This is a genomic window from Paenibacillus sp. Y301 (genome assembly GCF_059445505.1).
The window spans coordinates 21,753-47,108 of the sequence record NZ_JCAIUL010000024.1 but is presented as its reverse complement, the minus strand read 5'-3'; the positions used below and the strand labels follow the sequence as shown (position 1 = coordinate 47,108).

Below are 25,356 nucleotides of genomic sequence, written 5' to 3'. Positions count from 1 at the left end.
AGCGTTCGTCCTGAGCCAGGATCAAACTCTCCAAATTATATTGATTTCAAATCAGCTTTGCAGTGATTTGGAATCAATTTAGAAAGAGCGATTATGCTCATTTAAAACAAACTGACGAGAAATTAATTTCTCTATCAAATGATTTCTCATTTGTTTTGATTTCACTTTCGTGAAATCTACTCACTCGTTGTTCAGTTTTCAAAGACCAATTTTTTCGTTTTGTTGTTACCAGTTGTTCTCGGCGACAACTTCTATATCTTATCATGCTACCCGGCATTTCGTCAAGCTCTTTTTTTAAGAAATTTATTTCTTCTCAATTTTGCCTTTCGGCAAGCTTGTTTGCCTTTTCAAAGGGGCGAGATATAATGTAACACATTTAAACGGCCGACGTCAACTCCCAATCACAATAAATTTTAATCCATACAGAAGAGCGACCCCTGGAAGTCCTAGAACCATAACAGTTCCTATGGTGGCTGGGTTAATTGGAATATGCACAGTTGTCATAAGTCCAGAGAAGTTAACTAAATAGATTCCTAAGGTTGCTAGTACCAAGTGTGTACCAAATACAGTCAGCCAACCTAAGCCTAATCTTTTCTTAAATACAATAAACAGCAGAGAAAATAGGGATATAACCAGTACCCCTGTTACGATCCATTTCATCTATATTTATTCTCCTTTCTAATGGTGTCCATTAAACTACCCTGTAATTTCCCTTTTCTCTGTAAGTTGATTGCGACTTATCCCTAACTTCTTTGCCTGTTTTAAATGCATCTGATATTTACGCTCTGCTGCTTCCAGCATATAAATGGCATAGTCCACTTGATCATCCCCTAAAGCTTCTTCAAAATACATATATGCCTCCTGCCAATTTGCCTGTGCCTGAAGGATATCCGCATAGACACTCCAATCAGAATCATGCTCATTCTCGTTATGATTCTTAAGTACGCCACCCCATGATTTTTTTATTCTTTTCATAAGTAGTCCTCCTTCAACTGATATATCCTCACTTTTATACATATCGAGAAAAGGACAAACTTAGAACAAAAAAAAAGCCCCATTCGGGACTTCTTCGTTAAATTCTATTTGAATCAGATCAGTGCAGCTCTCTTCGTCCTTCTAGCGCCTTGGACAGTGTAACTTCATCCGCATACTCCAAATCGCCTCCAACAGGCAATCCATGAGCTATACGAGTTACTCTAATATCAAAGGGTCGAATCAATCTTGAAACGTACATTGCTGTCGCTTCTCCCTCGATATTAGCATTCGTAGCTAGAATAAGTTCCTTCACTCGCTCATCAGTAAGTCTATTTAACAGTTCCTTTAAGCGAATCTCATCAGGGCCAATCCCCTCCATAGGAGAGATCGCGCCTTGAAGTACATGATAATAACCATTAAACTCTTTCGTTCGTTCCATGGCCACTACATCTTTGTGATCTTGAACAACACAGATGACAGATGTATCTCTCGTCTTATCCTGACATATGCGACATGGATCAGTATCCGTTATATTGCAGCAGACAGAACAATAGTGAAGATTTCTCTTAACACTAACGAGCGCCTTCGCAAAATCAATGACATCATCCTCTTTCATTGTGATGACATGAAATGCCAAACGACTAGCCGTCTTGGGACCAATACCCGGCAATCGAGTAAAGGATTCGATCAGTCTTGCTATAGGTTCGGGATAATACAAATCTAAAAATCTCCTTCAGCTGAAAAATTAGAACAGGCCAGGTATTTTCATTCCGCCTGTGAATTTACCCATATCATCGTTAGCAAGCTCATCCGCTTTAGTCAGGGCATCATTCACCGCTGTCATCACCAGGTCCTGCAGCATTTCTACGTCTTCTGGATCTACCGCTTCTGGTTTAATCGTAATAGAAAGTAGTTTCTTGTGTCCATTCACTTCAGCTGTAACTACGCCACCGCCAGAACTTCCTTCAACAGTCTTCGTAGCAAGGCCTTCCTGTGCCTTCAACATTTGTTCCTGCATTTTCTTCACTTGTTTCATCATTTGATTCATATTATTCATGAGTAGACTCTCCTTTTATGCACATCTTTGTGCTATTCTTTGATAACCACAAGATCTTCTCCAAATAATTGAAGAGCCTCGTCAATCCATGGTTGGGATTTCTCCTCACCATCTTCGTGTTCATGTTCTAACTTTAGTTCCTCTTTAGCCTTTTGTGTGGATCCCTCTAGCGCTGCCATCCAATCCCGTTGCATAATGGTGACCAGATGATACGGTTTGCCCAGCTTAGATTCCATCACATGCTCAATAACCTGTCTATTCGCCGGTTTCTCCGTGGTCTCTCGATGAATATTATTCTTGAAAGCCACTAATATAGAATCCTCAAGTATAGATACGGGCTCTCCATCCATAAACCATGCATGAACAGTGACCTTCTCTTCTTTAACCCCTTGCAGAACAGGACCCCATTGCTTCTGAATCGTTGCAAACGCGTCGCTATTCTTATGAATCAAGTATTGATCCATATGTGGAGGGATCTTAGTCGTCGAGGACATCCGCGGAGCCGGCATCCCACCTCCAGATGGCCGTGAGCTTGCATTCCTATCCTTACCATTTCCAGAAGGAGCACCTGATTGCATGAATTTCTCAAGCTTTTTCTCAAGAGCTACTATCTGTTGTTTCAAAAGAGTTATATCTCCTGAATCAGCAGGTGGTGATGCTTTTCTTTCACTTGAACCCCCTACCGTAACTACCTCTTGTGTACCATTTGGTAAATTACTTAATTTAAGCAAGGCTACTTCAAATAACGTCTGTGGCTGTGAAGCATATTTCATCTCACTTTGATAGTGATTCAAAATATCAATCATTTGGAACAACTGTTCACGAGTGAATGTCTCTGCCATCTCTTTATATTCTTCCGGATTCAACACCCTGTCCGTCAGCTTGTCCGCGTGCGGTACCATTTTGATCATAAGTAGATCTCGGAAATAATACAGCAGGTTCTCCATGCACTTATCTGCACTTTTTCCCTCCTGCATGAAATCCTCAACCATTTGTAGCACCAGGCCTACATCTCCATCAAGTAAACCTTGTGCCAACCTTCCAAACTGCTCAGAGGCGATCCCACCAGACATATTTAGAACCTGTTGGTACGAAACAACACCCTCTGTAAAAGATGCGATTTGATCTAGAATGCTAAGTGCATCACGCATCCCACCGTCTGATAATCGTGCAATATATTGAAGCGCCTCATCTTCAGCCTTAATGCCTTCTTCTTCGCAAATGCGTCGTAAACGCTCTGTTTGTTCATCTAGAGACACTCTACGAAAATCAAAACGCTGGCACCGTGAAATAATGGTGGCCGGTAGTTTATGTGGTTCCGTCGTCGCCAAAATAAACATCACATGAGAAGGTGGCTCCTCTAGCGTCTTCAATAAGGCATTAAAGGCTTCTGTCGTCAGCATATGCACTTCATCAATGATATAAACCTTCTGTCTGACTTCCGTTGGCGCATATTTAACTTTCTCGCGCAAATCTCTAATTTCTTCGACACCGCGGTTAGATGCAGCATCAATTTCTTGCACATCCATCACTGCCCCAGCGGTTATACGCCGGCAAGATTCGCATTCATTGCAAGGTTCTGGTCCAGGTCCCCGCTCACAGTTAACGGCTTTCGCCAGTATTTTTGCAGCGCTTGTTTTCCCAGTTCCACGCGGGCCGCTGAACAGGTAGGCATGAGAAACCCGCTGTTCGCGTATTGCGTTCTGCAGCGTTTGAATAATATGCTGTTGTCCCACCATGTCTTGAAAAGACTGCGGCCGCCAAGCACGGTACAGCGCTATATGTTTCACTTTGCGTTACCCTCTTTCAACTTCCACTTCATGACGCTTAGTCGCATCATCATTATACTATATTCAGGTGTCCAGCAAAACTTGAATTCATCGTTACGATCATATTATATCAAAAAAAAGCAAAAGCATCTTTGCTCAAAGGCAAAGATGCAAATAGAAATACTCATATTAATAACAAGACCGTGCACCTGTTATTGATAATTGCGATCCAAGCGGCAATCCTGTGCAGCTACTCGGGCTAGGCTTCCCCTCGGCACAAGAGTAACTTGCTTATGGCTGCTTCCTTCCGGACCTGACCAGGTTCACAAGCACTCATTGCGAAGGACCCAACCGTCAACATAGCACACAGGGACCAAGACCTTACATCGACAAAACCTCTAACAGGAATTCAACCTCGCTACAGCGGATTGCGAGTTACAGGGCACCGCTACCTCCCCGTCTAGCACGGTGAGGACAATTATATCCCATGGATGCACAAAAATCAACCATGTAATATCACCCGAACTTTATTTAATTCATTTTATTCTAAATAAGCAATGCGCTAATAAGTTACATCGTTCGAACTATTGAAATTAATTTAATAGATATAACCCCTTGTTAGGAGAAGTTAATAACGTTTATTTCTCCAACATAAACATAAAAAATCCCCTGACTCTTTGAAGAGTAGGGGATTTCGTATGTTTCGGCATCTCATGCTGACAAGCAGCAAAGATCCAAATTAAACGCCGTATTTTTTCTTAAATTTATCAACGCGGCCACCAGCATCCAGGAATTTTTGTTTCCCAGTGTAAAACGGATGACAGTTGGAGCAAATTTCTACGCGAAGGTTTTCTTTAACAGAACCTGCCTCGAATGTATTACCACAAGCACAAGTAGCCGTAGTAATATGAAATTTCGGTTGGATTGATTCTTGCATGACTTTCACCTCTTTCCGCCCTGAGTCTCATGTGGACACAGAGTTATGTGGACATATAATAGCATTGTAACAGGTTCACTTATCATGTGCAATATTTTATTTAACCATACCGTCACTACAAAGTACAGTTTCTTACAATGCAATACTCTTCTTTGGTCGTGCCATTCCCACTGGAGGAACATGCGTGAAGGAACCTATTACCACTTCCGGTAACTCCGCTTTAAAAATATCAATCATCTGTTTCATGCCTAAAATTTCACCTTGAGCTGGCGGGATTAATCCCAAATAACTCTCAGGGTCAATATTAAGATTCCGCATTTGAATCAATTTCAATCCAGTACGTCGACAGAATTCAACCATAGCCTCAATTTCCTCTTCACGATCCGTTACACCTGGAAATATAAGATAGTTAATGGACGTGTATACACCCTGATCGGTAGCGTATCGTAAAGACTTCTCTACGTTAGCTAGATTATATCCTCTAGGTTTATAGTATGCATTATAGTGATCATCAAGCGCACTAATCGTACTTACACGCATGAGATCTAGACCCGCATCCACAATTCCACGAATATGATCATTCAATCCAGCATTCGTATTAATATTAATATAACCCATATCCGTAACCGATCTAACTTCGCGGATAGCATCAATAATAATCTTCGCTTGTGTTGAAGGTTCACCCTCGCATCCTTGTCCGAAACTAATAATGGATTCCGGTGTCTTCAAGTGTTCTAACATCACTTCCACTAATTCGTCGACTCTTGGTCGGAAGTCCATACGAGTCTGTGGAGATACGAAACCACTATCATCAGGTTGTTCAGAGATACAACCGAAACAGCCTGCATTACAAGAATGAGATACTGGAACGCCACCTTCCCACCGGTTAAGGAATGTGTTAGAAGACGTAAGACACTCATATCCTAGAGCACAATTGGATAGATGAGTATATAACCTATTATCTGGATACTTCTCAGTTAAACGCTGTACACCCTCATTTAAATCGTCAGTATCACAATTCAAAGGATTCCACTTCTCAGGGTCATCCGTTAATTGTGCAGCAACGTAGAATTTCCCGTCTTTCCACACAACTGCTGAATAACCGAATAGCGGTAATTTATATTCTTTATCTGTCTTCACATAACCTGGGAGGCATAATCTTGTATATCCTTGTGGTAGAAGCGCACCGACAGCTTGCGCATCATTTGGTAATGGCATCATTTCACCCGTTTCAGGGTCCATTCCCACAGCACGAGTACTTGGTAGCCCCACTAAAGTAGCACCTTCAGGTAATGGAATAAGTTCATCTTCCATCATTTCAACGATCATATCTCCACTACGAGCAAGCCCATAAAGTGAAGGATGATCAAATACATTTCCTTGTTCATCCGCGTATACCAGATACATGATGTTCCCCTTTTTGTAAATAATCTATATTTTGCCGCAATGGGACTTTATATTTAACCATTTTCATTAATAATAATTAAGATGATGACACAGAAGATGTTGAAGGGCGAGTAGTTCTACGGGCAGGACTTGGCTTACCACTATTGTTGTTGCTACTGCCATTATTACTTGGTTTTGCTGATGAAGCATCAAAGGAAGCAATAAATTCATCATTTGTCTTACAATCACGCAATTTCTTAATGAATCCATCCACGAATTCAAAGGAGTCATTCATATTTTTGCGAATAGCCCAGATGGTATCTAGTTCTTCTTTAGTTAAGAGAACTTCCTCACGCCGCGTTCCTGAACGACGAATATCGATAGCTGGAAAAATACGACGTTCTGCCAACTTACGATCAAGATGCAGTTCCATATTCCCTGTACCTTTGAATTCTTCATAAATAATATCGTCCATCCGAGAACCTGTATCCACTAATGCTGTTGCAAGGATCGTTAAGCTTCCGCCTTCTTCCACATTACGTGCTGCTCCGAAGAATCGTTTGGGACGATGAAATGCCGCTGGGTCTATCCCCCCACTAAGGGTACGACCAGAAGGCGGAATAACAAGGTTGTATGCACGGGCTAACCGAGTAATACTGTCCATCAAGATCACGACGTCCTTTTTATGTTCAACCAACCGTAACGCACGTTCCAACACAAGCTCTGCCACTTTAATATGATTCTCAGGCAATTCATCAAATGTAGACGCAATGACTTCTCCTTTTACAGAACGTTGCATGTCTGTAACTTCTTCTGGACGTTCATCAATGAGTAGTACAAAGAGTGAAATTTCGGGATTGTTAGTTGAAATACTGTTGGCAATTTCTTTTAAGAGGAGCGTTTTCCCTGCTTTTGGAGGTGCTACAATGAGTCCACGTTGTCCCAAACCTACGGGTGCCAGCAAATCCATAATACGTGTAGATAAATGCGTTGGGGATGTTTCAAGCACAAGCTTTTTCTGTGGGTAAAGAGGAGTTAGTGCTGGGAAATGTAAACGTTCTGCTGCTGTTTGTGGATTCTCTCCATTCACTGCGTTAACCTGAAGCAATCCAAAGTAACGTTCATTCTCTTTAGGAGTTCTACATTTACCAGATACCAAGTCTCCTGTTCTCAAATCAAATTTGCGAATTTGTGATGCAGAGATATAAATATCCTGAGTACTCGGTAAATAATTTATAGGTCTAAGGAAGCCATAGCCTTCAGAAAGTATCTCCAGTACGCCTTCCATAAACATCAATCCACTCTGCTCAGCTTGCGCCCGCAGAATAGCAAAGATCAATTCCCTTTTCTTAAGCTGCCCATAATACGAAATCTGGTATTGTTTCGCCAGCTTGTATAAATCCGTCAGCTTCATTTCTTCTAAATCAGAAATTTGCAGATCCATTTAATAACCACCTATTCAATTTTATAAGTCCTTATATCCTATTCAGCAATCTATAAAACTATGAAATTACTTTATTAAGATAGCATTACCCAATTAACAAGGAAATATGCAAATTATGCCAACTATGTGAGTAGCAAATTTGCATATCCTCTCATGACGATACAGTAGCTTACTCTGTCTCACGCCATAACTCTGCTCCTAAACGGCGGAAATTCTCGACAATGTTGTCGTAACCACGGTCAATAAACTCCACTCCACTCACTTCTGTAACTCCTTCGTCCACCGTAAGCCCCGCAATAACAAGTGCTGCCCCAGCTCGTAAGTCTGTTGCCTTAACCTTGGCAGCATTCAACTTACTTCCTTCGATAATAGCAGATCTTCCTTCTACTCGGATCTTAGCTCCCATCCTTACCAGTTCAGGGACATGCTTAAATCGACTACTGTAAACAAAATCACTTAGGACACTAACGCCTTCAGCTTGCGTAAGAAGACTAGTCATAGGCGATTGTAAATCTGTAGGAAATCCAGGATAGACCAGAGCCTTTACATCGACAGCTTCATAATTCCTTTGCCCAACAACTCGAATGCTCTCATCTAATTCTTCGATGTGTACACCCATTTCTAACAATTTGGCAGTCATAGCCTCCATGTGTTTAGGGATAACATTATCAATCAGAACATCTCCGCGTGTAGCAGCGGCAGCTATCATATAAGTACCTGCTTGAATACGGTCGGGAATAATGGAATGGCGGCAGCCGTGGAGTTCTGAGACGCCTTCGATACGAATAGTTTCTGTACCAGCACCTTTAATAACGGCTCCCATGGAATTGAGGAGTGTTGCAACATCTATAATCTCAGGCTCTTTAGCCGCATTTTCAATGATAGTAGAACCTTTGGCACGGGCGGCAGCTAGCATAATATTAATGGTAGCACCAACACTAGAAACATCTAAATAGATCTTTGCTCCCCGCAGTTCTTTAGCATACAAATAAATAGACCCATGTTCGTTTGTTACTGTTGCGCCTAGCGCTTCAAAACCTTTAATGTGTTGATCAATAGGACGGGGTTCAAAATTACAGCCTCCCGGCAGGCCAATTAATGCTTCATTAAATCTACCTAGCATAGCACCCATCATATAATATGAAGCCCTAAGCTTCTTAACAGGGCCATTCGGCATGGGAATTGACTTGATTGAGGAAGGGTTAATTTTCATTTGACTGCCTTCCCAGGTAACACTTGCACCAAGCTCTTCCAGTATTTCGGCATACACCGCTACATCACTCAAAATAGGCAGATTATCCAAAATCACTTCTGATTCTGCCAGAATAGCAGCCGGAATCAAGGCAATAGCGCTGTTCTTAGCGCCACTGATAGATACTGTTCCCTGCAATGGTCGTCCGCCAGTGATCATCAATTTTTCCATAAGCTTAAGGGTCCCCCTACGTGTTATGCAGCCGGCAAACGATAACCGTTATTGGCTTTATATGATAAAAATGGAAAGACACCGGCTTAGCGGTGTGCTCTCCATATCAAACTATTTAACTGGACAACCCAAAGGACCTGTCCTGATTCATGAAAGAATTAAGATACATTTTCCTGTGCAATTGTACACGATAGACGTTATTACGCTTTGTTGTTAGAACCGAACTCACGGATTTTACCAATAACTGTTTCTTTGATTGCGTCACGACCTGGTACGATGAACGTACGTGGATCATATGCATCTGGTTTCGCAGCAAGTACTTCACGAACAACTTTTGCAAATACGATTTGATTCTCAGTATTTACATTGATTTTGGAAGTACCCAATGAGATTGCTTTATCAATATCACTTGTTGGGATACCAGTACCACCATGAAGAACCATTGGGATATTCGTAGCGTCACGAATTTCTTCCATTTCCTTGAATCCTAGGTTAGGCTCACCAAGGTAAGGACCATGAACGGAACCAAGTGCAGGAGCTAGAGTATCGATACCTGTTTCTTTAACGATACGGATACACTCTTCCAAGTCAGCATACATAATTCCACCAATAACGTCATCTTCCTGTCCGCCAACAGTTCCGACTTCAGCTTCAACGGAAACGCCTTTAGCATGAGCATATTCAACAACTTTCTTAGTCATTTCAATATTCTCATCAATTGGATGATGTGAACCATCGATCATAACGGAAGAGAATCCAGCGTCAATCGCTTCTTTACATTTATCAAAGCTAGATCCGTGATCAAGATGGATCGCAACTGGAACAGTGATTTTCATGTCATGCAAAAGTCCTTCTACCATTTTAACAACAGTATAGAAACCTCCCATGTGACGAGCTGCTCCCTCAGATACTCCAAGGATTACTGGTGATTTTTCTTGCTCAGCTGCACCAAGAATCGCTTGAGTCCACTCTAAGTTATTGATGTTGTATTGACCAACTGCGTATTTTCCTTTAAGTGCTTTGTTCAACATGTCTGTCATAGATACTAATGGCATGGTCCAATCCTCCTATAAATGTTGGTATTGTCTATATTATTTAGCCGACATCTCATACAAACTATAGTATACCACATCATTTCAAAAATACTAAACATGCATTTTTGATTCATAAAATGGCACGAACAAGTATTAATGTCGCTTTTAAAGTATAAGTATATGTTTCAACGCCCGCTGTGCGAGATGGCACATTCCTAACACGACACCTAGAAAGCTTTTAAGATTTCACTATTAATAAGTCATAAAACTTCAAAAAAAATTCTGCTCCTAAGCAGAATTGGATTCAATATGACTAATTACACTTTTCCAAGTTATTCTTCAATTGCGTGTTAACAGCAACTCGCATCTCATCAATATCGAACGGCTTGGTGAAGTGCATCAGTGCCCCGAGCTCCGTCGCCTCTTTGATCATGTCTAATTCCCCATATGCGGTCATCATAATAACTTTAATGTCGACATTGATCTCTTTAATCCGTTTCAGTATTTCAAGTCCATCCATACCTGGGATCTTCATATCAAGCAACACTAAATCTGGTGTTTCCTGCTGAACAATCTCTAAAGCAATCTTACCATTTGCTGCCTGAAATGTATCATAACCCTCACTACTGAAGACTTCCATCAACAGAATACGAATACCGTTTTGGTCATCTACGATCAATAACTTCTTATTATCCACCCGTTAATAACCTCCCGCAAATCAACACAAATTGCTTTCTTTCACACTCCCTCATTTCTGAAAGAAAACCATTTAATGTTATTCTTCAACCAAGTGCTAAATTCCTGCTAAAACATTTAAATTTACAAAAAAGGCCTCTTAGTGATTTTGCTACAAGAAGCTCTCTTACTGAACTCAAGCTTGTAGCATTATCCTAAGGAGACCTCTGAATTTAAAGAAATTAACCTTGATATTTCACAGATGCTTTAACAAACTCACGGAATAACGGCTGTGGACGATTCGGACGGGACGTGAACTCCGGATGGAATTGTACAGACAAGAACCATGGATGTCCTGGTAACTCAGTGATTTCTACAAGACGTCCATCAGGAGATGTTCCTGATATAATCAATCCTGCTTTTTCAATAGCTTCACGATATTCATTATTGAATTCATAACGATGACGATGTCTCTCATATACTAATTCATCATCATAGCAACTCATAGCTAATGATCCTGGTTGAAGCTTACATGGATATAGTCCAAGACGCATTGTACCGCCTAAATTTTCAATATCCTTTTGTTCAGGCAATAGGTCAATAACAGGATATTCTGTGGATGGATTAATCTCAGAACTGTTCGCACCTTCAAGACCTAGGACGGAGCGAGCATACTCAATAACAGACACTTGCATACCTAGACAAATTCCAAAGAACGGAATGTTATTCTCACGCACATATCGAATAGCTGTAATCTTACCTTCAATACCACGATCACCGAAGCCACCTGGTACCAAAACTCCGCTTATACCTTGAAGCGTGTCCCTCACGTTATCCTCAGTAATTTCTTCTGCGTTGACCCAACGGATCTTAACTTCAACATTTGCAGCGAAGCCTGCATGAGATAACGATTCAACAACGCTCAAATAAGCATCGTGCAGTTCAACATATTTACCAACGATGGCAATTTCCACTGTTTTATCAAGCTTCTGAATTCGGTTCACTAGACCTTCCCACTCTGTCATATCAGCCAACGGAGTAGTCAGTTTCAAATGGTTGACAACGATCTCGTCAAGTCCTTCGTCACGCAAATTAAGCGGCACTTCATAAAGTGTATCCGCGTCACGACATTCAACGACTGCATTTTCGTCAATATCACAGAATAGCGCAATCTTCGCTTTCATATCTGCTGAAAGTTCATGTTCCGTACGACATACAATTACGTTAGGTTGAATTCCGATACTGCGCAATTCCTTCACACTATGTTGAGTCGGCTTCGTCTTCACTTCACCAGCTGCTTTAATATATGGAATAAGAGTAACATGAATGTACATAACGTTTTCACGTCCGATATCACTCTTGATTTGGCGAATTGCCTCAAGGAATGGAAGACTTTCTATATCCCCTACTGTTCCGCCGATCTCAGTAATAACAACATCTGATCCAGCTTCACGGCCAGCGCGGTATACGCGTTCTTTAATTTCATTCGTAATATGCGGGATAACCTGAACAGTTCCCCCCAAGTACTCACCACGTCGTTCTTTGCTGATAACGGAGGAATAAATCTTCCCAGTCGTTACATTGCTGTTCTTGGATAAGTTAATATCAATAAATCTTTCGTAGTGGCCAAGGTCCAAATCAGTCTCAGCTCCATCATCCGTTACAAATACTTCACCGTGCTGATACGGACTCATGGTTCCTGGATCCATGTTCAAATATGGATCGAACTTCTGAATTGTTACTTTTAACCCTCTGTTTTTGAGCAACCTGCCAAGTGATGCGGCGGTAATTCCTTTTCCTAAAGAAGACACAACTCCGCCCGTCACAAAAATATACTTTGTCACTGTAAAAAAACCTCCTATTATAAAGTTCAGAAATGCAGGCGACATATGGTATTATCGTAACCTATAAGTATTTCCTTACTCTTTTACTCTTGATGGTAAATAACAATATGCGATTCTTTTCCAAAAGGCATAGTTTCTGTTGTTAACCCTATAAAAAAAAACAAAAAAGTGACACCCGTAGTACGGGGGCACTTTTTATCAATTCAAAATTATTTCAGTTCAATCATAAGCCCATGCAATAGTTTACTCTGTGGCATGAGCTGTGTCAAGTAAGGAACACATTATTATCCGACTCCAGATATTAACACAAATGGGTCGCCAAATGTATTCGTTATTTACTATCTTCGGAGTCATCAAATTCTTCTGAGTCAACATCATCTGAGGAATCATCAGCGTCATCCAAATCGTCGTCTTCTAGAACAACTTCTTCTTCCGTTTCTTCCTCAGAATCATCATCACTATAAACGTCGTCATGATCTTCATCAATTCTGTCGAAGTCTTCTGCTTCATCGCCAGCATATGTTTCTTCTTCATCAGCGAAGTCGTCGTCTTCTAGATCATCATCGTCATCGTTAATAATTCTTGGACGCTTAGCATTAGAGATTGGATCTTCCGAACGATCCACAGGATACCACCGTTTCAATCCCCACAGATTCGTTCCTACACAAGCGAACCGTCCGTCGATATTAATCTCGGTATATAACTGTGCAATCAGATCATTCATTTCTTTCTCGTTAAGACCTCGCTGTTTGGCTACCTCTGTCATTAGGTCAAGATAATAGTACGGCGTATTAACGGTCTTTAAAATAGCAAAAGCAAGATCAACCATAGGCATTTCCTTGATTCTTTCAGGATCAAGTTTTAAATGGAGTGGGGCACTCACTTATGAACACTTCCTCTCACGCAATGTGCATTTTTACACGTAATATTAATCAACATATCCTTTAACACAAATAAGTAAAACCTATTTGGGATTAAATTGCAAGTTTTAATACTGGGCTGGTTGATATGCTATGTTCCACAATCTCTCCTCACAAATTTATACAATAAAAAAGGCAGGGGTATCCCTGCCTCCTGACTGTATCCATTCCCCGAGGAAGAAACTCCTAAATGGGAGTGTCGTAAGAGCCTTCCGGTCTCTTCTGTTTATATTATGTACGCAGCTTCACTTTGACAACAATTCAGTGCCTATTTACGTAAATAAGGGCAAGTTCCCACTCCTGTTCGACTCCCCGTTCATAGAATACCTCAGCATGGTTCATCAAGAGGGGGGAAGGCTCAGCATGGACTACACTCGATTTATCCAGATGTTGCTCGAAGAAACCGATCGTCGCACCCCAGTTGAAGAGAAGCGAATTATGTCCTTTCTCAATCCTCGTCATTACACTGCGTATAAACGGGAATTAAGCAAGTTTAAGGCGCATGGCGTAAAAATACCCCCGGTACAGTCATCCGATCTAATAAAAGCCATCATTGCTCCCATTTCAAGTCGAAGTAAATTTGCCCTTAAATATAAGGATGTATTGCTACTCGAGGAGAATAGACCCATGAAGGTCCATGCCGTACAGAGTAAGCTAGATACCTACCCCGGAATCCCATATGGAGTGAAGCAGATTAAGGCTCCTCAAGCCTGGTCTACCTCAACGGGTTATCGGATTAGAATTGGGGTCATTGATACCGGAGTTGATTTTCAACATCCTGATATTCGACATTCCTTAGCTGGAGGAATTAATTTATTAAATCGTAATATGTTACCTCTTGACGATAACGGTCATGGTACACATATTGCTGGTACCATTGCAGCAGCAAACAGCACAGAAGGAATGATGGGGGTTGCTCCTAGGTCTATTATTTATCCTGTTAAGGCATTCGACCATAACGGATCAGCCTATGTTTCCGATATCATACTAGGTATTGATTGGTGTGTTCGTAACCACGTCCACCTCATCAATATGAGTTTTGGCATGAAAACGCGTAGCCGTGCTTTACAGGAAATAGTGAATAAGGCATATCTCTCAGGTATTTCAATTATCGCTTCTTCAGGTAACGATGGTAAACGTCGAACCATTGACTATCCTGCTCGCTATTCCCAGACGATCTCTGTTGGAGCAACGGACCAGAACAGACGGATTGCACCGTTCAGTAATCGCGGGCAGTATATTGATATCTATGCTCCTGGTGATAAAATTATTTCCTCATGGACACAAGGTAAGTATCATGAGATGAGCGGAACTTCCATGGCCACATCTCATGTTAGTGGTGCCATTGCACTATTACTTGCTCAGAATAGTAGCCTTCAGCCTGCAGAAATTAAATCCTTACTCCAGCGAACTGCCACACCATTACGTCTAAGGAAAGATCAACGCCTCGACCGTGACACTGGTGAAGTTAACGCACTTCGTTTACTACGAGACGGTATGAAGTTAGCAACCCAAGATACCGAGCCCATGACAGCAAGTCTCAAATCCAAGAAAAACCGCCCCTCTTAAACGATAAGGGCGGTTTTTTGATATCACAGAATAGCTTGTTTATCATTACATTTTTTGTGGAGCATTTACACCAATCATCTTCAGAACATTACCAATGACTATACGGACAGCACCAAGTAGTGCAAGACGAGCCTGTGTCTGCATGGCATCATCTGTAATAACACGCTCTGCTTTGTAGTAGCTATGGAACATCGAGGATAGTTCATATACATAACGTACCATACGATGCGGAGCATAATTCTCAGCTGCTGTAGCAATCTCTTCAGGTAGCTCACCTATTTTACGGAGTAGTTCATACTCACGATCATGGTTAAGCTTACTCAAATCGATGTTAGACAACGGTAGCAACGTAATATTCTGTTCCTCAGCTTGACGGTAAACACTACAAATACGGGCATAGGCATATTGAACATAGAATACAGGATTCTCATTAGACGTTGAAATAGCTAGATCCATGTCGAAATCTAAATGAGAGTCCATGCTCCGCATGGTGAAGAAATAGCGAATAGCGTCGACGCCGACTTCGTCCATCAGATCAATCATCGTTACTGCTTTACCTGTTCGTTTGGACATTTTTACCTTTTCACCGTCTTGAAATAAGCTCACCATTTGAGCAATCAATACGGTTAGCTTGCCAGAATCATAACCTAATGAAGTCATAGCAGCCTTCACACGAGGAATATATCCATGATGATCCGCACCCCAAATATTGATCATTTGATCATAACCTCTGCTATATTTGTTGCGATGGTAAGCAATATCTGGTGTCAGATAAGTATAGGTTCCGTCATTTTTCACCAACACGCGATCCTTGTCATCCCCATAATTGGTGGTACGAAGCCATGTCGCTTCTTCCGACTCATATACTTCTCCTCTGGCTTTCAATTCAGAAAGCGCTGCTTCTACTTGTCCATTCTCATAGAGTGAAGTTTCGCTAAACCATTCATCGAAATGCACTCTAAAGCGAGAAAGGTCGCGTTTGATTTTTGCTAATTCCTTCTCCAAACCAAAAGTTCTCAAGAAGGCTGTACGCTCCTCTGGGCTCATTGACAGTAGAGCTTCGCCCTTCTCTGCTACTAGTTCTTTAGCGAACCCCTTAATATCAGCACCATGATAACCATCTTCAGGCATTTCTACAGGTTGACCCAATTCTTGAAGATATCGAGCTTCAATGGATTTAATCAAATTAACGATCTGGTTCCCAGCATCATTAATATAATATTCCCGAGTAACTTGGAAGCCAGCATAGTCTAGAACATTACACAATGCATCACCTACTGCTGCTCCACGAGCATGTCCCAAATGTAAAGTTCCTGTTGGATTCGCACTAACGAACTCTAATTGTACTCTTTTACCTTGGCCTACGTTACTCCGACCATAGTCATCACCATGCTCTTGCACCTGTTGTAACACAGGATATAAGTAATTCTTCGACAACGTGAAATTAATAAATCCCGGTCCAGCAATTTCCGTCTTTTCAATATTAGCTTTCTTCAGATCTAAGTGACTAACAATAGCTTCAGCAATCAGTCTCGGATTCTTCTTTGCATTCTTTGTTAGCTGCATGGCGATATTCGAAGCTAGATCTCCATGAGCCTTATCCTTGGGTACTTCGAGTGTAATTGCTGGAAGTTCCTCCATGCTCACTAGTCCAGCAGCAACCACCGCATCCGCAATCGTCTCCGATACCAATTGATTAATCTGCTCTAAGGGGTTCTGTATCATGATTGTAATTCCTCCTGTATATGTAAATGTATTGCAAATTGTCCAGATAGATCATCGAAAACATATAAATCATATGCGAAGCGCACATGACCGTACATTCCCTCAATCTCTATATCCATATCCGTTGTATAGGTTGAAAGATTAAACGTGGTAAATGGCGAACGATAAAAGCCAGGCAATCTCTTCTCATGTTGGAAGGAATGTTCTGACTGAACTTCGCCGTGGCGAATAATTTTAACTTGATTTGGTGTGATCTTGATCGTCGTACGGGTTGCGCCTCCCTGTGGACTCACCTCTGGTTCCTCATATCGCACATACAGCGTCGTGCCCTTTAAGATTAACTCCGCAGGCATTTCCTGTACCACATCTTCTCCATCAACACGGCTGACTACCCGTATCTGGGCTAGTGTAATGTCTGACATATATCTAACAATCTCCAATCTGTACATTCCTATTGTACTACTATAGCCAGTTCGTTCATTCAATTCAAATAAAAATAATGAATATATAAAAAACGGATACCCGCTCCATGCATAGAGGTACCCGCCGTAATATTCATTATGGATTGATTAATGAGAACTTCACATTCCAGCTAACGCCGCCATCCTTCGTCATATAGATTGCTGCCTCAGTTGAACTGTTTACAACTGCTAGCCAACCCCTCTTGCTATCCGTAAAGGAGATACTTGCATCGTACCCTTTAATGGATGGCGTAATATTTGCCCAAGTCTTGTTTCCATTATATGAACGACCGACAGACACAACTTCGCCAGCGGGTGATCCTCCAGCTAAGAATGCTGTGTTCTTACCAATAAGCTGCATATTTCCCGGGTGTCCGCCCGGAGAAGCAGGACCTTTTTGAACAATTGACTTACCCACGCCTGGTGCAAGACCACTTCCAGCGGTATCCTGAGCGATAACCCGGTTCCAGTGTGCTCCTCCATCTGTACTACCATAGAGAGAATAAGATATTTGTGACATGCCTGTATCTCCATCTAACAATGCCCATACCTGATTACCATTGCTGTATATTTGTCCACCATGATTGCCTTCTGCAGCAACTTTTAATTTAAGCAACCAATGGTTGCCTCCATCTACTGTCTTCATAATCTTATATCCACCATCTGGAATAACTACGATAGACCATCCTGTCTTGTCATCCTCAAATGAAGCAAACCGGTTATTCGGGGGCGTTGGAATTTTGGTGAAGCTTTGCCCTCCATCAATGGTTTTATAGGCCGAAGTTGCAGTATAACCAAAACCCTCTTTTGCATTTACTAAATCTATTCGTTCAAATGTAATAGATGTATTTACTCTTTTCCAATGAGAACCTCCGTCGGACGTCTGAATCAAATAATTTGTCTGTTCAGAAGGTACCGTTGCTAATGCCCATCCATTCTTATTGTTAGGAAAATCGATCTGTGCCATTTGCCATTGCCCTGTATAGATTTCCTGCCAGTGACAGCCGGCATCAGATGTACCAATCATGAACCCATTACCTATAGCCCTGCCTATACGATCATTCAAAAACTGAATGTCCGTGAAGTGGAGTGCTTCCTGACCTGCTACTTGATGTTGCTTCTGTAACGTTTGTAGCAGTCCATGGCCATTACTACAAGCGTTCACGGGTGTAGCTGTAGCTTCTGCGGCTTCAATAGTGTCAATTCTAAATCCCCCTAAGGGAAGCATGACTGCTATAGATACTAAGATTAGAAATAAACGATTTAACTTCTTAAAGAACATGATGCAAATCACCTCTCCTATATGTTATTTACCCTTCATAGTTATTTACCCTAAAACCACAATTCACCTACATAAAAATCAGAAAATAGAGAAAAAACCCTCAGAAGCCTTAAGGAGTCATTAGCTCTTTGAAGCATATCTAAGGGGTTGTATATTAGTTAACTTTGGAAATAAATTTACTTTATAAGATCTTCAACAAATTTCGGTAATGCAAATGCAGCCTTGTGTAGACGAGATGTATAGTACTTCGTATCCATGTCCGGAATAGTTGTTTCATCTACTTCTAATGGATCGTATACTTTACTACCCATCGTGAAAGTCCAAAGACCACTTGGATACGTCGGAATATTAGCTGAATATACACGCACGATCGGGAATATTTCCTTCACATCGCTGTTTACTTGTTTAATAAGGTCTGCCTTAAACCATGGATTGTCCGTCTGAGCAACAAATATTCCATCATCCTTCAACGCTTCAAAGATCCCTTGGTAGAATCCACGTTCAAATAATGGAGCAGCAGGACCCACTGGCTCTGTAGAATCAACCATGATCACATCATATTCGTTCTTATGTTCAAGAATATGCATGTACCCATCATTCACTAGAACCTCCACGCGTGGATTCTCTAATTCACCTGCAATAGAAGGCAAATATTTCTTAGAATATTCAATTACTTTACCATCAATTTCAACCAAGACAGCTTTCTCTACTCCTGGATGTTTGATCACTTCTCGGATGACACCACCGTCTCCACCACCTACAACTAATACAAGTTTAGGATTAGGATGCGTATTCAACGCTGGATGGGCTACCATTTCATGATATACGAACTCATCCTTCACGGTTGTCATAACCATACCATCAAGTACAAGCATCGTTCCGAATTCTTCCGTTTCAATCATTGCTAGATCTTGAAAATCTGTTTTTTCTGCCACGTAAGTTTCTTTTATTTTAGCTGTAATCCCAAACTCAGGGGTTTGCTTCTCCGTATACCATAATTCCATGAGGTGATCCCTTCTTTCGCTGTATTATATGTGTTCATCCGTCATTTCCAACGTGTGAAATGAAGTAATTACCTATTCCATTCTATTGTAACAGACAAATCACATTATAATAAATCAACATGAAAATGCAACCATTTTCATAAAACATTACCCCTTTTTCTATATTCATAACCTATTACCTTGAATATCTAATCCCTTCTATCCCCATAATGAGAAGAAAAGAACTGGAAAGAAAGGGAGCTCGCCTGTCATGTCACACACATCTCACAAATCACCTAAGCGTAAAAAAAGAGTTATTACCATTGTTAAGCTACTATTCGGGATGACAGCCCTTGTCTTTCTGGCTGGTATTGCTCTGCTCATATATTTATACAATACAAACCTACCTGTCGCAGACACGGACCATAATTCACGGATTCTTGATAGCCAGAATCAGGTTATGGCAATCTTCTCCGTTAGTGGACGAAGTTATACCCCTTTAACGTTAGATCAGATCTCACCACAGCTCATAAAGGCTACACTGTCAGTAGAAGATCGAAAGTTCTACGATCATATGGGATTTGATATCAAAGGTATGGGACGCGCCGTTCTTGTTAATTTAGAAAAAATGAATCGTTCACAGGGTGCAAGCACGCTAACACAACAACTTGCTCGGAATTTATATCTCTCTCATGCTAAGACTTGGTCACGTAAAGTAAAGGAAGCCTTTTATACAACCCAGTTAGAAATGAAATACAGTAAAGATGAAATCCTTCAGATGTACCTTAACGAAATTTACTACGGGCATGGTGCCTATGGCATTGAAGCGGCATCACGAATGTATTTTGGTAAATCTGCGAAAGATCTAGACCTTGCAGAAAGCGCCATGCTCGCAGGAATTCCCAAAGGGCCAACCTATTACTCACCATATAACCATATGGATAGTGCCGTAAAGCGACAAAAAATTGTACTCTCCACAATGGTTGAGACAGGTAATATCACGAAGCAAGAAGCGAACAGCGCTGCTCGCGAGAACCTTGTATTTCAACCTCAAGGAGAACAACGGACAACGACTACTGCCCCCTATTTTCGTGATTATGTTCGTCAATTAGCCATCAAGGATCTTGGTATTACTGAGGAGCAATTAGATCATGGTGGCTTGAATATTTATACTACATTAGATCCTCACGCCCAACAGGCAGCCGAAGATGCCGTACATAAAGGAATGGATTCTAAGAGTGAGCTTGAGGTAGCTCTCATCTCTTTGGATCCCCGAACAGGATATATCAAAGCCATGGTAGGTGGAACCAATTATCAGACTAATCAATATAACCACACACTCGCTACGACACGTCAGCCTGGATCAGCCTTTAAGCCCATTATGTATCTGAGTGCTCTGGCTTCTCAAAAAATGAATGCCCTCAGCACATTCAAAAGCGAACCCACGTTATTTCACTATGATAATAACCGTAAGACCTATCAACCCAGTAACTTCGGCGAAAAGTATTTAGGTGAAATTGATATGCGCGAAGCCATTGCAGCAAGTGATAATATTTATGCAGTGAACACGATTTTGAAAGTTGGCCCTGAAATGGTACTAGATACAGCACAGAAAATGGGCATTCTAAGCCCACTTCAAGCTGTACCTTCGCTTGCATTAGGTACCTCACCCGTTAGTCCTTTGGAGATGGCCTCTGCCTTTGGTGTCATCAGTAATGCAGGTTTACTAATAGCTCCTGTGGCCGTGTTAAAAATAACTGATGCCACAGGGGAGCTTATTTATGAAGCAGAACCCAATCAAGGTGAACAAGTTGTAGATCCCGCTGCATCCTATGTTCTAACCCACCTCATGGAAAGCGTCTTTGAATCAGGGGGCACCGGCAATCGGGTATCCACTTTGATGAAACGACCTGTGGCTGGTAAGACAGGAACCACGAATACAGATGCTTGGCTCGTGGGCTTCACACCTGAATTGGCGACTGCAGTCTGGGTTGGCTACGATAAAGGTCGTAATATAGAGACCGCAGATGGACGACGTGCTGCACCTATTTTTGCTCAGTATACTGAAAAGGCACTAGAAAATGTTCCTCCCAAGATTTTTCCGATTCCAGAGGGTGTCGTTAGTGTGTATATTGATCCAGACTCAGGATTATTAGCAACAGCGGACTGCCCGAATAAAACGATGGAAGTATTCATTCAAGGTACAGAACCTAAGGAATATTGTGCAGTACACGGCGGAGTACCTGAAAAAGCTCCCACAGAGGTTCAGACTAAGGATCAATCTTGGTGGTCCAACTTAAGACAATGGTGGATGGACTAATAAAACGAAGAGCTGATTTCAGCTCTTTTTTTATGGATTGATGTTTTGGGTAATCTTATATAGAAGAAACTGTTTATATTCTTTAAAAGAATATATCGTTTTTATTTTTATTAACAATCAAACATTCGTTTGATTGTTTCTGTTTTTGGGTGTATAGTGAAGTAACAATCAAATGAATGTTTGAATATTATTTAGAGTATCATCACATGTTGTAGGAGAGGAGCGTTCACATGAACCAATCCAAAGTTATAACTAAAATAAATGAAGATATATGCGAAGTTACCTGTGTCGATCATGACAAAATCAATCAGCTTCAAAACACCATACAAGAAGATGAAATTCTGGGCATGGTTGATATTTTCAAAGCACTAGCAGATCCAACACGCATGAAGATCGCCTTCATGTTAGATCAAGCACATGAACTATGCGTATGCGATGTTGCCGCTGTTCTGGGTAGTAGCATGGCAACCACCTCTCATCATTTACGCACTTTAAAAAATATGCACATTGCTACGTCACGTAAAGAAGGTAAGAATGTGATTTATTCGTTAAAGGATGATCATATCAGCACGCTAATTCAGATGACTTTAGAACATCAGAGGGAGTAGATGAACATGAGCACTAATCATAATAAACCTAAAGCTTCGGTTATATCCCATGTTGAATACCCGATTGAAGGATTATCATGTGCCAACTGCACCCGAGAGATGCAAGAAGAAATTCAGAAACTAGCGTATGGTTCGGATGCCAAATTAAGCTTTGTTAGTAGCAAGTTAACCCTCAACCCAGAAGTAGATCTAACAGGTGTTGAGCGAATCCTCAAAAATGATGGCGCACGTCTTATACGGAAGAATAGCGATCACAACAGTCACGACCATGTCCACGGACATGATCATGGAGACGGAGCTGGACATCAACACGAACACAGTCATGAAGGAAATCGTCTTATTCAATGGATGCTTGCAACATCAGCAATCGTATATCTATTAACTTTCATCTTGAATGGATTCATACCTAACCCTCTACTCATCACCTTATATATCATCGCTATCGTGCTAAGTGGCTATTCCACCTTCTGGCGTGGACTTAACAATCTGATCCATCTGAAGTTTAATATGGATACACTGATGACTGTAGCACTAACGGGAGCTGTTGTTATTGGGGAATGGAAAGAAGCCACTCTGGTTGCTATTCTATTCGGTGTGAATGAATTGCTCGAAGGTTACGGTATGGGCCGTGCCCGTCAATCGATGGAAGCCCTATTGGCAAATGCGCCTAAAGAAGCCTCACTTCTGCGCAATGGAGAGGTTACTAGCGTTCCTATCGCTACCCTTCGCGTTGGAGACCTCGTCCGTGTTAGATCAGGAGAGAAAATCCCTTCCGATGGCATTATATACGAAGGAAACAGTGCAGTTAATGAGGCTGCCATTACAGGTGAATCCTTGCCTGTTACTAAGAAAAAAGGGGATGCCGTCTACGGAGGCAGCGTAAATGCAGAAGGATTGCTGGATATTCGAATCGAGAAGGCTTACGAAGATTCATCATTATCCAAAATCATGCATTTAGTACAAGAAGCCCAAGAAAGTAAGACCCCTACAGAGTTATTTATAGATAAATTCGCTAAATATTATACACCTGCTATTATGATCGTTGCGCTCTTAGTCATCCTTGTACCTCCGTTACTACTCGGGGAACCATGGATGAAATGGGTCTATCAAGGACTCGCCATTCTCATTGTAGGATGTCCTTGTTCTCTCGTTCTCTCCTCTCCAATTGCTCTAGTAAGCGGAATGACCCGTAGTGCCCGTAATGGCATTCTAATCAAAGGCGGCGTACATTTAGAGCAATTAGGTAAGATCAACGCAATTGCATTTGACAAGACTGGAACATTAACTCAAGGTGTTCCCTCTGTTATGGAGGAAGTCATCTATGATTCAGAACGTTTCTATGATGTTTCTGGTTCATTAGAACAATCATCTCTTCATCCCTTGGCAAAAGCAGTCGTTCGCCATATAACACTTCAAGGTGAGTCAACATACTTTCCAGATTCACTGCAGTTAACAACCTTACCTGGATCAGGAATACAAGGCGAGGTTCAGGGAATGACCTACTGGATGGGTAACGAAGATATATTATCACATGTCGTTTCACCCCAATCAGAACAGATGGATCACGTGAAAAGGGATATTCTTCGCATGAAGGAGCAAGGGCTCACGTTAATCATTACAGTAGATGAGAGTCATGTACTTGGTCTATTCGGTCTTGCAGATAAAATACGGCCCGAAACCAAAGAAGTTGTCCATCAACTTCATCAAGCAGGTATTAAACAAACCGTCATGCTTACCGGTGATCATGAACAATCAGCGCAATGGATTGCTACAGAAGCGGGTGTCTCAAGTTATTATGCTGGACTACTACCAGAGCAAAAAGTAGATCAAATTAAAGTTCTCGCCTCCCAATGGAATGTCGCTATGGTTGGAGATGGCATCAACGATGCCCCTGCACTTGCGACTGCGCAGTTGGGAATAGCAATGGGTAAGGGAACCGATAGCGCTATGGAGACAGCCGATATCGTTCTCATGCAGGATCACCTTGGCAAGCTACCAAGTGCCATTCATATGGCTCGTCGGGTAAACCGCATCATAGGTTGGAATATTGGAATATCACTTGCACTAAAAGCTATAGCACTTCTACTTACGATCCCAGGCTGGCTTACCCTTTGGATCGCCATATTATCGGATATGGGTGCAACGATTCTTGTTACATTACTCGGAATGTCCATTCTACTTGGGAAAGACAAATCATAATAAATACCAATCACACAATCTATATTACAAAAAGGCATGCTATGAACTCCCACGGAGAACATAGCATGCCTTTATTTATTTCAATACGCATTAACCTTCTAACGCTTGTTTAAATTCCTCAGGTGTATCTGTCCACCATTCTTCATTACGAGTCATTAACAGATTCTTAAGGGCTGCCTTATCCTCTGAACTCATTCCTTCTAACATGATTTTACGCTTCAAGGCCGAGTCTAGCTTATTAACATGTTCAGCGAGGATCTTATACCCTCTACGAGCTTCCGTATCAATCCACATCTCACATGCCGTAGCTCCCGCGTAGAAGCGTCCTTCTGGTGTACGATCCACAGCTACCCATACAACCCACACTTGACGACCATTTGGTACATCTTCGCGATTAGCAGAGAACTTAATCCCCTTCTCCACTTTACTCTTTGCGTGCATAGCACCCATATCTACCTTGGCTTCGCCTTGATCAATGATGACTGGAGACACATTGTTCAGATCAATAGAACCCGCTCCGAATCCCGTATGTTTGCTCTTACTACTTACAATATTCAGGGCAATTTGCTTCTTGCCCATTTTTTCATTGTTATCCATTTTATCATTGTCCTCCCACTACAAAACAGAAATACAAGCTCATATTTCCGACTTCAGCTATTTATAACTGTTATTCATTTTATTTTAACTAATAATTGCCGAATTGCAAACATATACATGCTGTAGATGCTTGTCAACGGGAGGTATT

At 41.5% G+C, this 25,356-nt stretch carries 22 protein-coding genes and 1 other RNA gene; 4 read left to right on the top strand and 19 right to left on the bottom strand.

Translation table 11 applies throughout. The features are described from left to right. Nucleotides 1-390 precede the first annotated feature (390 nt). From AC1D69_RS24175 to rpoE, 14 genes are all read right to left on the bottom strand, one after another. Entirely contained in the window at nucleotides 391-660 is a 270-nt protein-coding gene (locus AC1D69_RS24175) for a pro-sigmaK processing inhibitor BofA family protein (protein WP_495458667.1), read from the bottom strand. Between the two features lie 36 nt (nucleotides 661-696). After that, nucleotides 697-975 carry a DUF2508 family protein gene (locus tag AC1D69_RS24170; RefSeq protein WP_495458666.1) on the bottom strand — a complete coding sequence of 93 codons (279 nt, stop codon included), beginning with the start codon at nucleotides 973-975 and terminating at the stop codon, nucleotides 697-699. Nucleotides 976-1,093: 118 nt separating this feature from the next. Further along, entirely contained in the window at nucleotides 1,094-1,693 is a 600-nt protein-coding gene (gene recR / locus AC1D69_RS24165; RefSeq protein ID WP_495458665.1) for a recombination mediator RecR, read from the bottom strand. A 27-nt stretch (nucleotides 1,694-1,720) separates the two neighbouring features. Then, complete coding sequence (locus tag AC1D69_RS24160) at nucleotides 1,721-2,032, bottom strand: YbaB/EbfC family nucleoid-associated protein (RefSeq protein WP_068646981.1); 312 nt, start codon at nucleotides 2,030-2,032, stop codon at nucleotides 1,721-1,723. Nucleotides 2,033-2,064: 32 nt separating this feature from the next. Beyond that, nucleotides 2,065-3,822 carry a DNA polymerase III subunit gamma/tau gene (dnaX, locus tag AC1D69_RS24155; RefSeq protein WP_495458664.1) on the bottom strand — a complete coding sequence of 586 codons (1,758 nt, stop codon included), beginning with the start codon at nucleotides 3,820-3,822 and terminating at the stop codon, nucleotides 2,065-2,067. A 180-nt stretch (nucleotides 3,823-4,002) separates the two neighbouring features. Beyond that, nucleotides 4,003-4,270, bottom strand: an RNA gene (gene ffs / locus AC1D69_RS24150) — signal recognition particle sRNA large type. 270 nt (nucleotides 4,271-4,540) lie between these two features. Continuing rightward, a complete protein-coding gene (rpmE, locus tag AC1D69_RS24145) occupies nucleotides 4,541-4,738 on the bottom strand; it encodes a 50S ribosomal protein L31 (RefSeq protein ID WP_495458663.1) in 198 nt (65 codons plus the stop codon). A 132-nt stretch (nucleotides 4,739-4,870) separates the two neighbouring features. Continuing rightward, entirely contained in the window at nucleotides 4,871-6,145 is a 1,275-nt protein-coding gene (locus AC1D69_RS24140; protein ID WP_495458662.1) for a radical SAM family protein, read from the bottom strand. Nucleotides 6,146-6,221: 76 nt separating this feature from the next. Continuing rightward, a complete protein-coding gene (gene rho / locus AC1D69_RS24135) occupies nucleotides 6,222-7,568 on the bottom strand; it encodes a transcription termination factor Rho (protein ID WP_495458661.1) in 1,347 nt (448 codons plus the stop codon). A 169-nt stretch (nucleotides 7,569-7,737) separates the two neighbouring features. Continuing rightward, a complete protein-coding gene (gene murA / locus AC1D69_RS24130) occupies nucleotides 7,738-8,991 on the bottom strand; it encodes a UDP-N-acetylglucosamine 1-carboxyvinyltransferase (protein WP_495458660.1) in 1,254 nt (417 codons plus the stop codon). A gap of 200 nt (nucleotides 8,992-9,191) precedes the next feature. Beyond that, a complete protein-coding gene (fba, locus tag AC1D69_RS24125; protein WP_495458659.1) occupies nucleotides 9,192-10,046 on the bottom strand; it encodes a class II fructose-1,6-bisphosphate aldolase in 855 nt (284 codons plus the stop codon). Between the two features lie 292 nt (nucleotides 10,047-10,338). After that, nucleotides 10,339-10,722, bottom strand: a complete 384-nt coding sequence (locus AC1D69_RS24120) for a response regulator (RefSeq protein ID WP_495458658.1) — start codon at nucleotides 10,720-10,722, stop codon at nucleotides 10,339-10,341. A gap of 220 nt (nucleotides 10,723-10,942) precedes the next feature. Beyond that, a complete protein-coding gene (gene pyrG / locus AC1D69_RS24115; RefSeq protein ID WP_495458657.1) occupies nucleotides 10,943-12,544 on the bottom strand; it encodes a CTP synthase in 1,602 nt (533 codons plus the stop codon). Nucleotides 12,545-12,875: 331 nt separating this feature from the next. Beyond that, nucleotides 12,876-13,427: a DNA-directed RNA polymerase subunit delta gene (rpoE, locus tag AC1D69_RS24110; RefSeq protein ID WP_495458656.1), complete on the bottom strand. Its 552-nt coding sequence runs from the start codon at nucleotides 13,425-13,427 to the stop codon at nucleotides 12,876-12,878. A 400-nt stretch (nucleotides 13,428-13,827) separates the two neighbouring features. Between rpoE and AC1D69_RS24105 the strand changes: the two genes are divergently transcribed. Continuing rightward, a complete protein-coding gene (locus tag AC1D69_RS24105; RefSeq protein WP_495458655.1) occupies nucleotides 13,828-15,033 on the top strand; it encodes a S8 family peptidase in 1,206 nt (401 codons plus the stop codon). Between the two features lie 45 nt (nucleotides 15,034-15,078). Here AC1D69_RS24105 and argS read toward each other — a convergent pair whose 3' ends face one another. From argS to speE, 4 genes are all read right to left on the bottom strand, one after another. After that, nucleotides 15,079-16,758: an arginine--tRNA ligase gene (argS, locus tag AC1D69_RS24100; RefSeq protein WP_495458654.1), complete on the bottom strand. Its 1,680-nt coding sequence runs from the start codon at nucleotides 16,756-16,758 to the stop codon at nucleotides 15,079-15,081. After that, nucleotides 16,755-17,180 carry a YwiB family protein gene (locus tag AC1D69_RS24095; protein WP_495458653.1) on the bottom strand — a complete coding sequence of 142 codons (426 nt, stop codon included), beginning with the start codon at nucleotides 17,178-17,180 and terminating at the stop codon, nucleotides 16,755-16,757. Before AC1D69_RS24095 ends, argS begins: the two co-directional genes overlap by 4 nt. Nucleotides 17,181-17,316: 136 nt before the next feature. Then, complete coding sequence (locus tag AC1D69_RS24090) at nucleotides 17,317-18,501, bottom strand: WD40/YVTN/BNR-like repeat-containing protein (RefSeq protein WP_495458652.1); 1,185 nt, start codon at nucleotides 18,499-18,501, stop codon at nucleotides 17,317-17,319. Nucleotides 18,502-18,677: 176 nt separating this feature from the next. After that, complete coding sequence (gene speE / locus AC1D69_RS24085) at nucleotides 18,678-19,505, bottom strand: polyamine aminopropyltransferase (protein WP_495458651.1); 828 nt, start codon at nucleotides 19,503-19,505, stop codon at nucleotides 18,678-18,680. A 250-nt stretch (nucleotides 19,506-19,755) separates the two neighbouring features. On the opposite strand from speE, the gene AC1D69_RS24080 reads away from it, so the two are divergent. From AC1D69_RS24080 to AC1D69_RS24070, 3 genes are all read left to right on the top strand, one after another. Continuing rightward, nucleotides 19,756-21,804, top strand: a complete 2,049-nt coding sequence (locus AC1D69_RS24080) for a transglycosylase domain-containing protein (RefSeq protein ID WP_495458650.1) — start codon at nucleotides 19,756-19,758, stop codon at nucleotides 21,802-21,804. Between the two features lie 230 nt (nucleotides 21,805-22,034). Continuing rightward, nucleotides 22,035-22,412, top strand: coding sequence for an ArsR/SmtB family transcription factor (locus tag AC1D69_RS24075; protein ID WP_495458649.1), 378 nt, complete (start codon nucleotides 22,035-22,037; stop codon nucleotides 22,410-22,412). Nucleotides 22,413-22,418: 6 nt separating this feature from the next. Further along, entirely contained in the window at nucleotides 22,419-24,611 is a 2,193-nt protein-coding gene (locus AC1D69_RS24070; RefSeq protein ID WP_495458648.1) for a heavy metal translocating P-type ATPase, read from the top strand. Nucleotides 24,612-24,701: 90 nt separating this feature from the next. Here the strand turns inward: AC1D69_RS24070 and AC1D69_RS24065 are convergent, their stop codons facing one another. After that, nucleotides 24,702-25,208 carry a YwhD family protein gene (locus AC1D69_RS24065; protein WP_495458647.1) on the bottom strand — a complete coding sequence of 169 codons (507 nt, stop codon included), beginning with the start codon at nucleotides 25,206-25,208 and terminating at the stop codon, nucleotides 24,702-24,704. Between the last annotated feature and the right edge of the window lie 148 nt (nucleotides 25,209-25,356).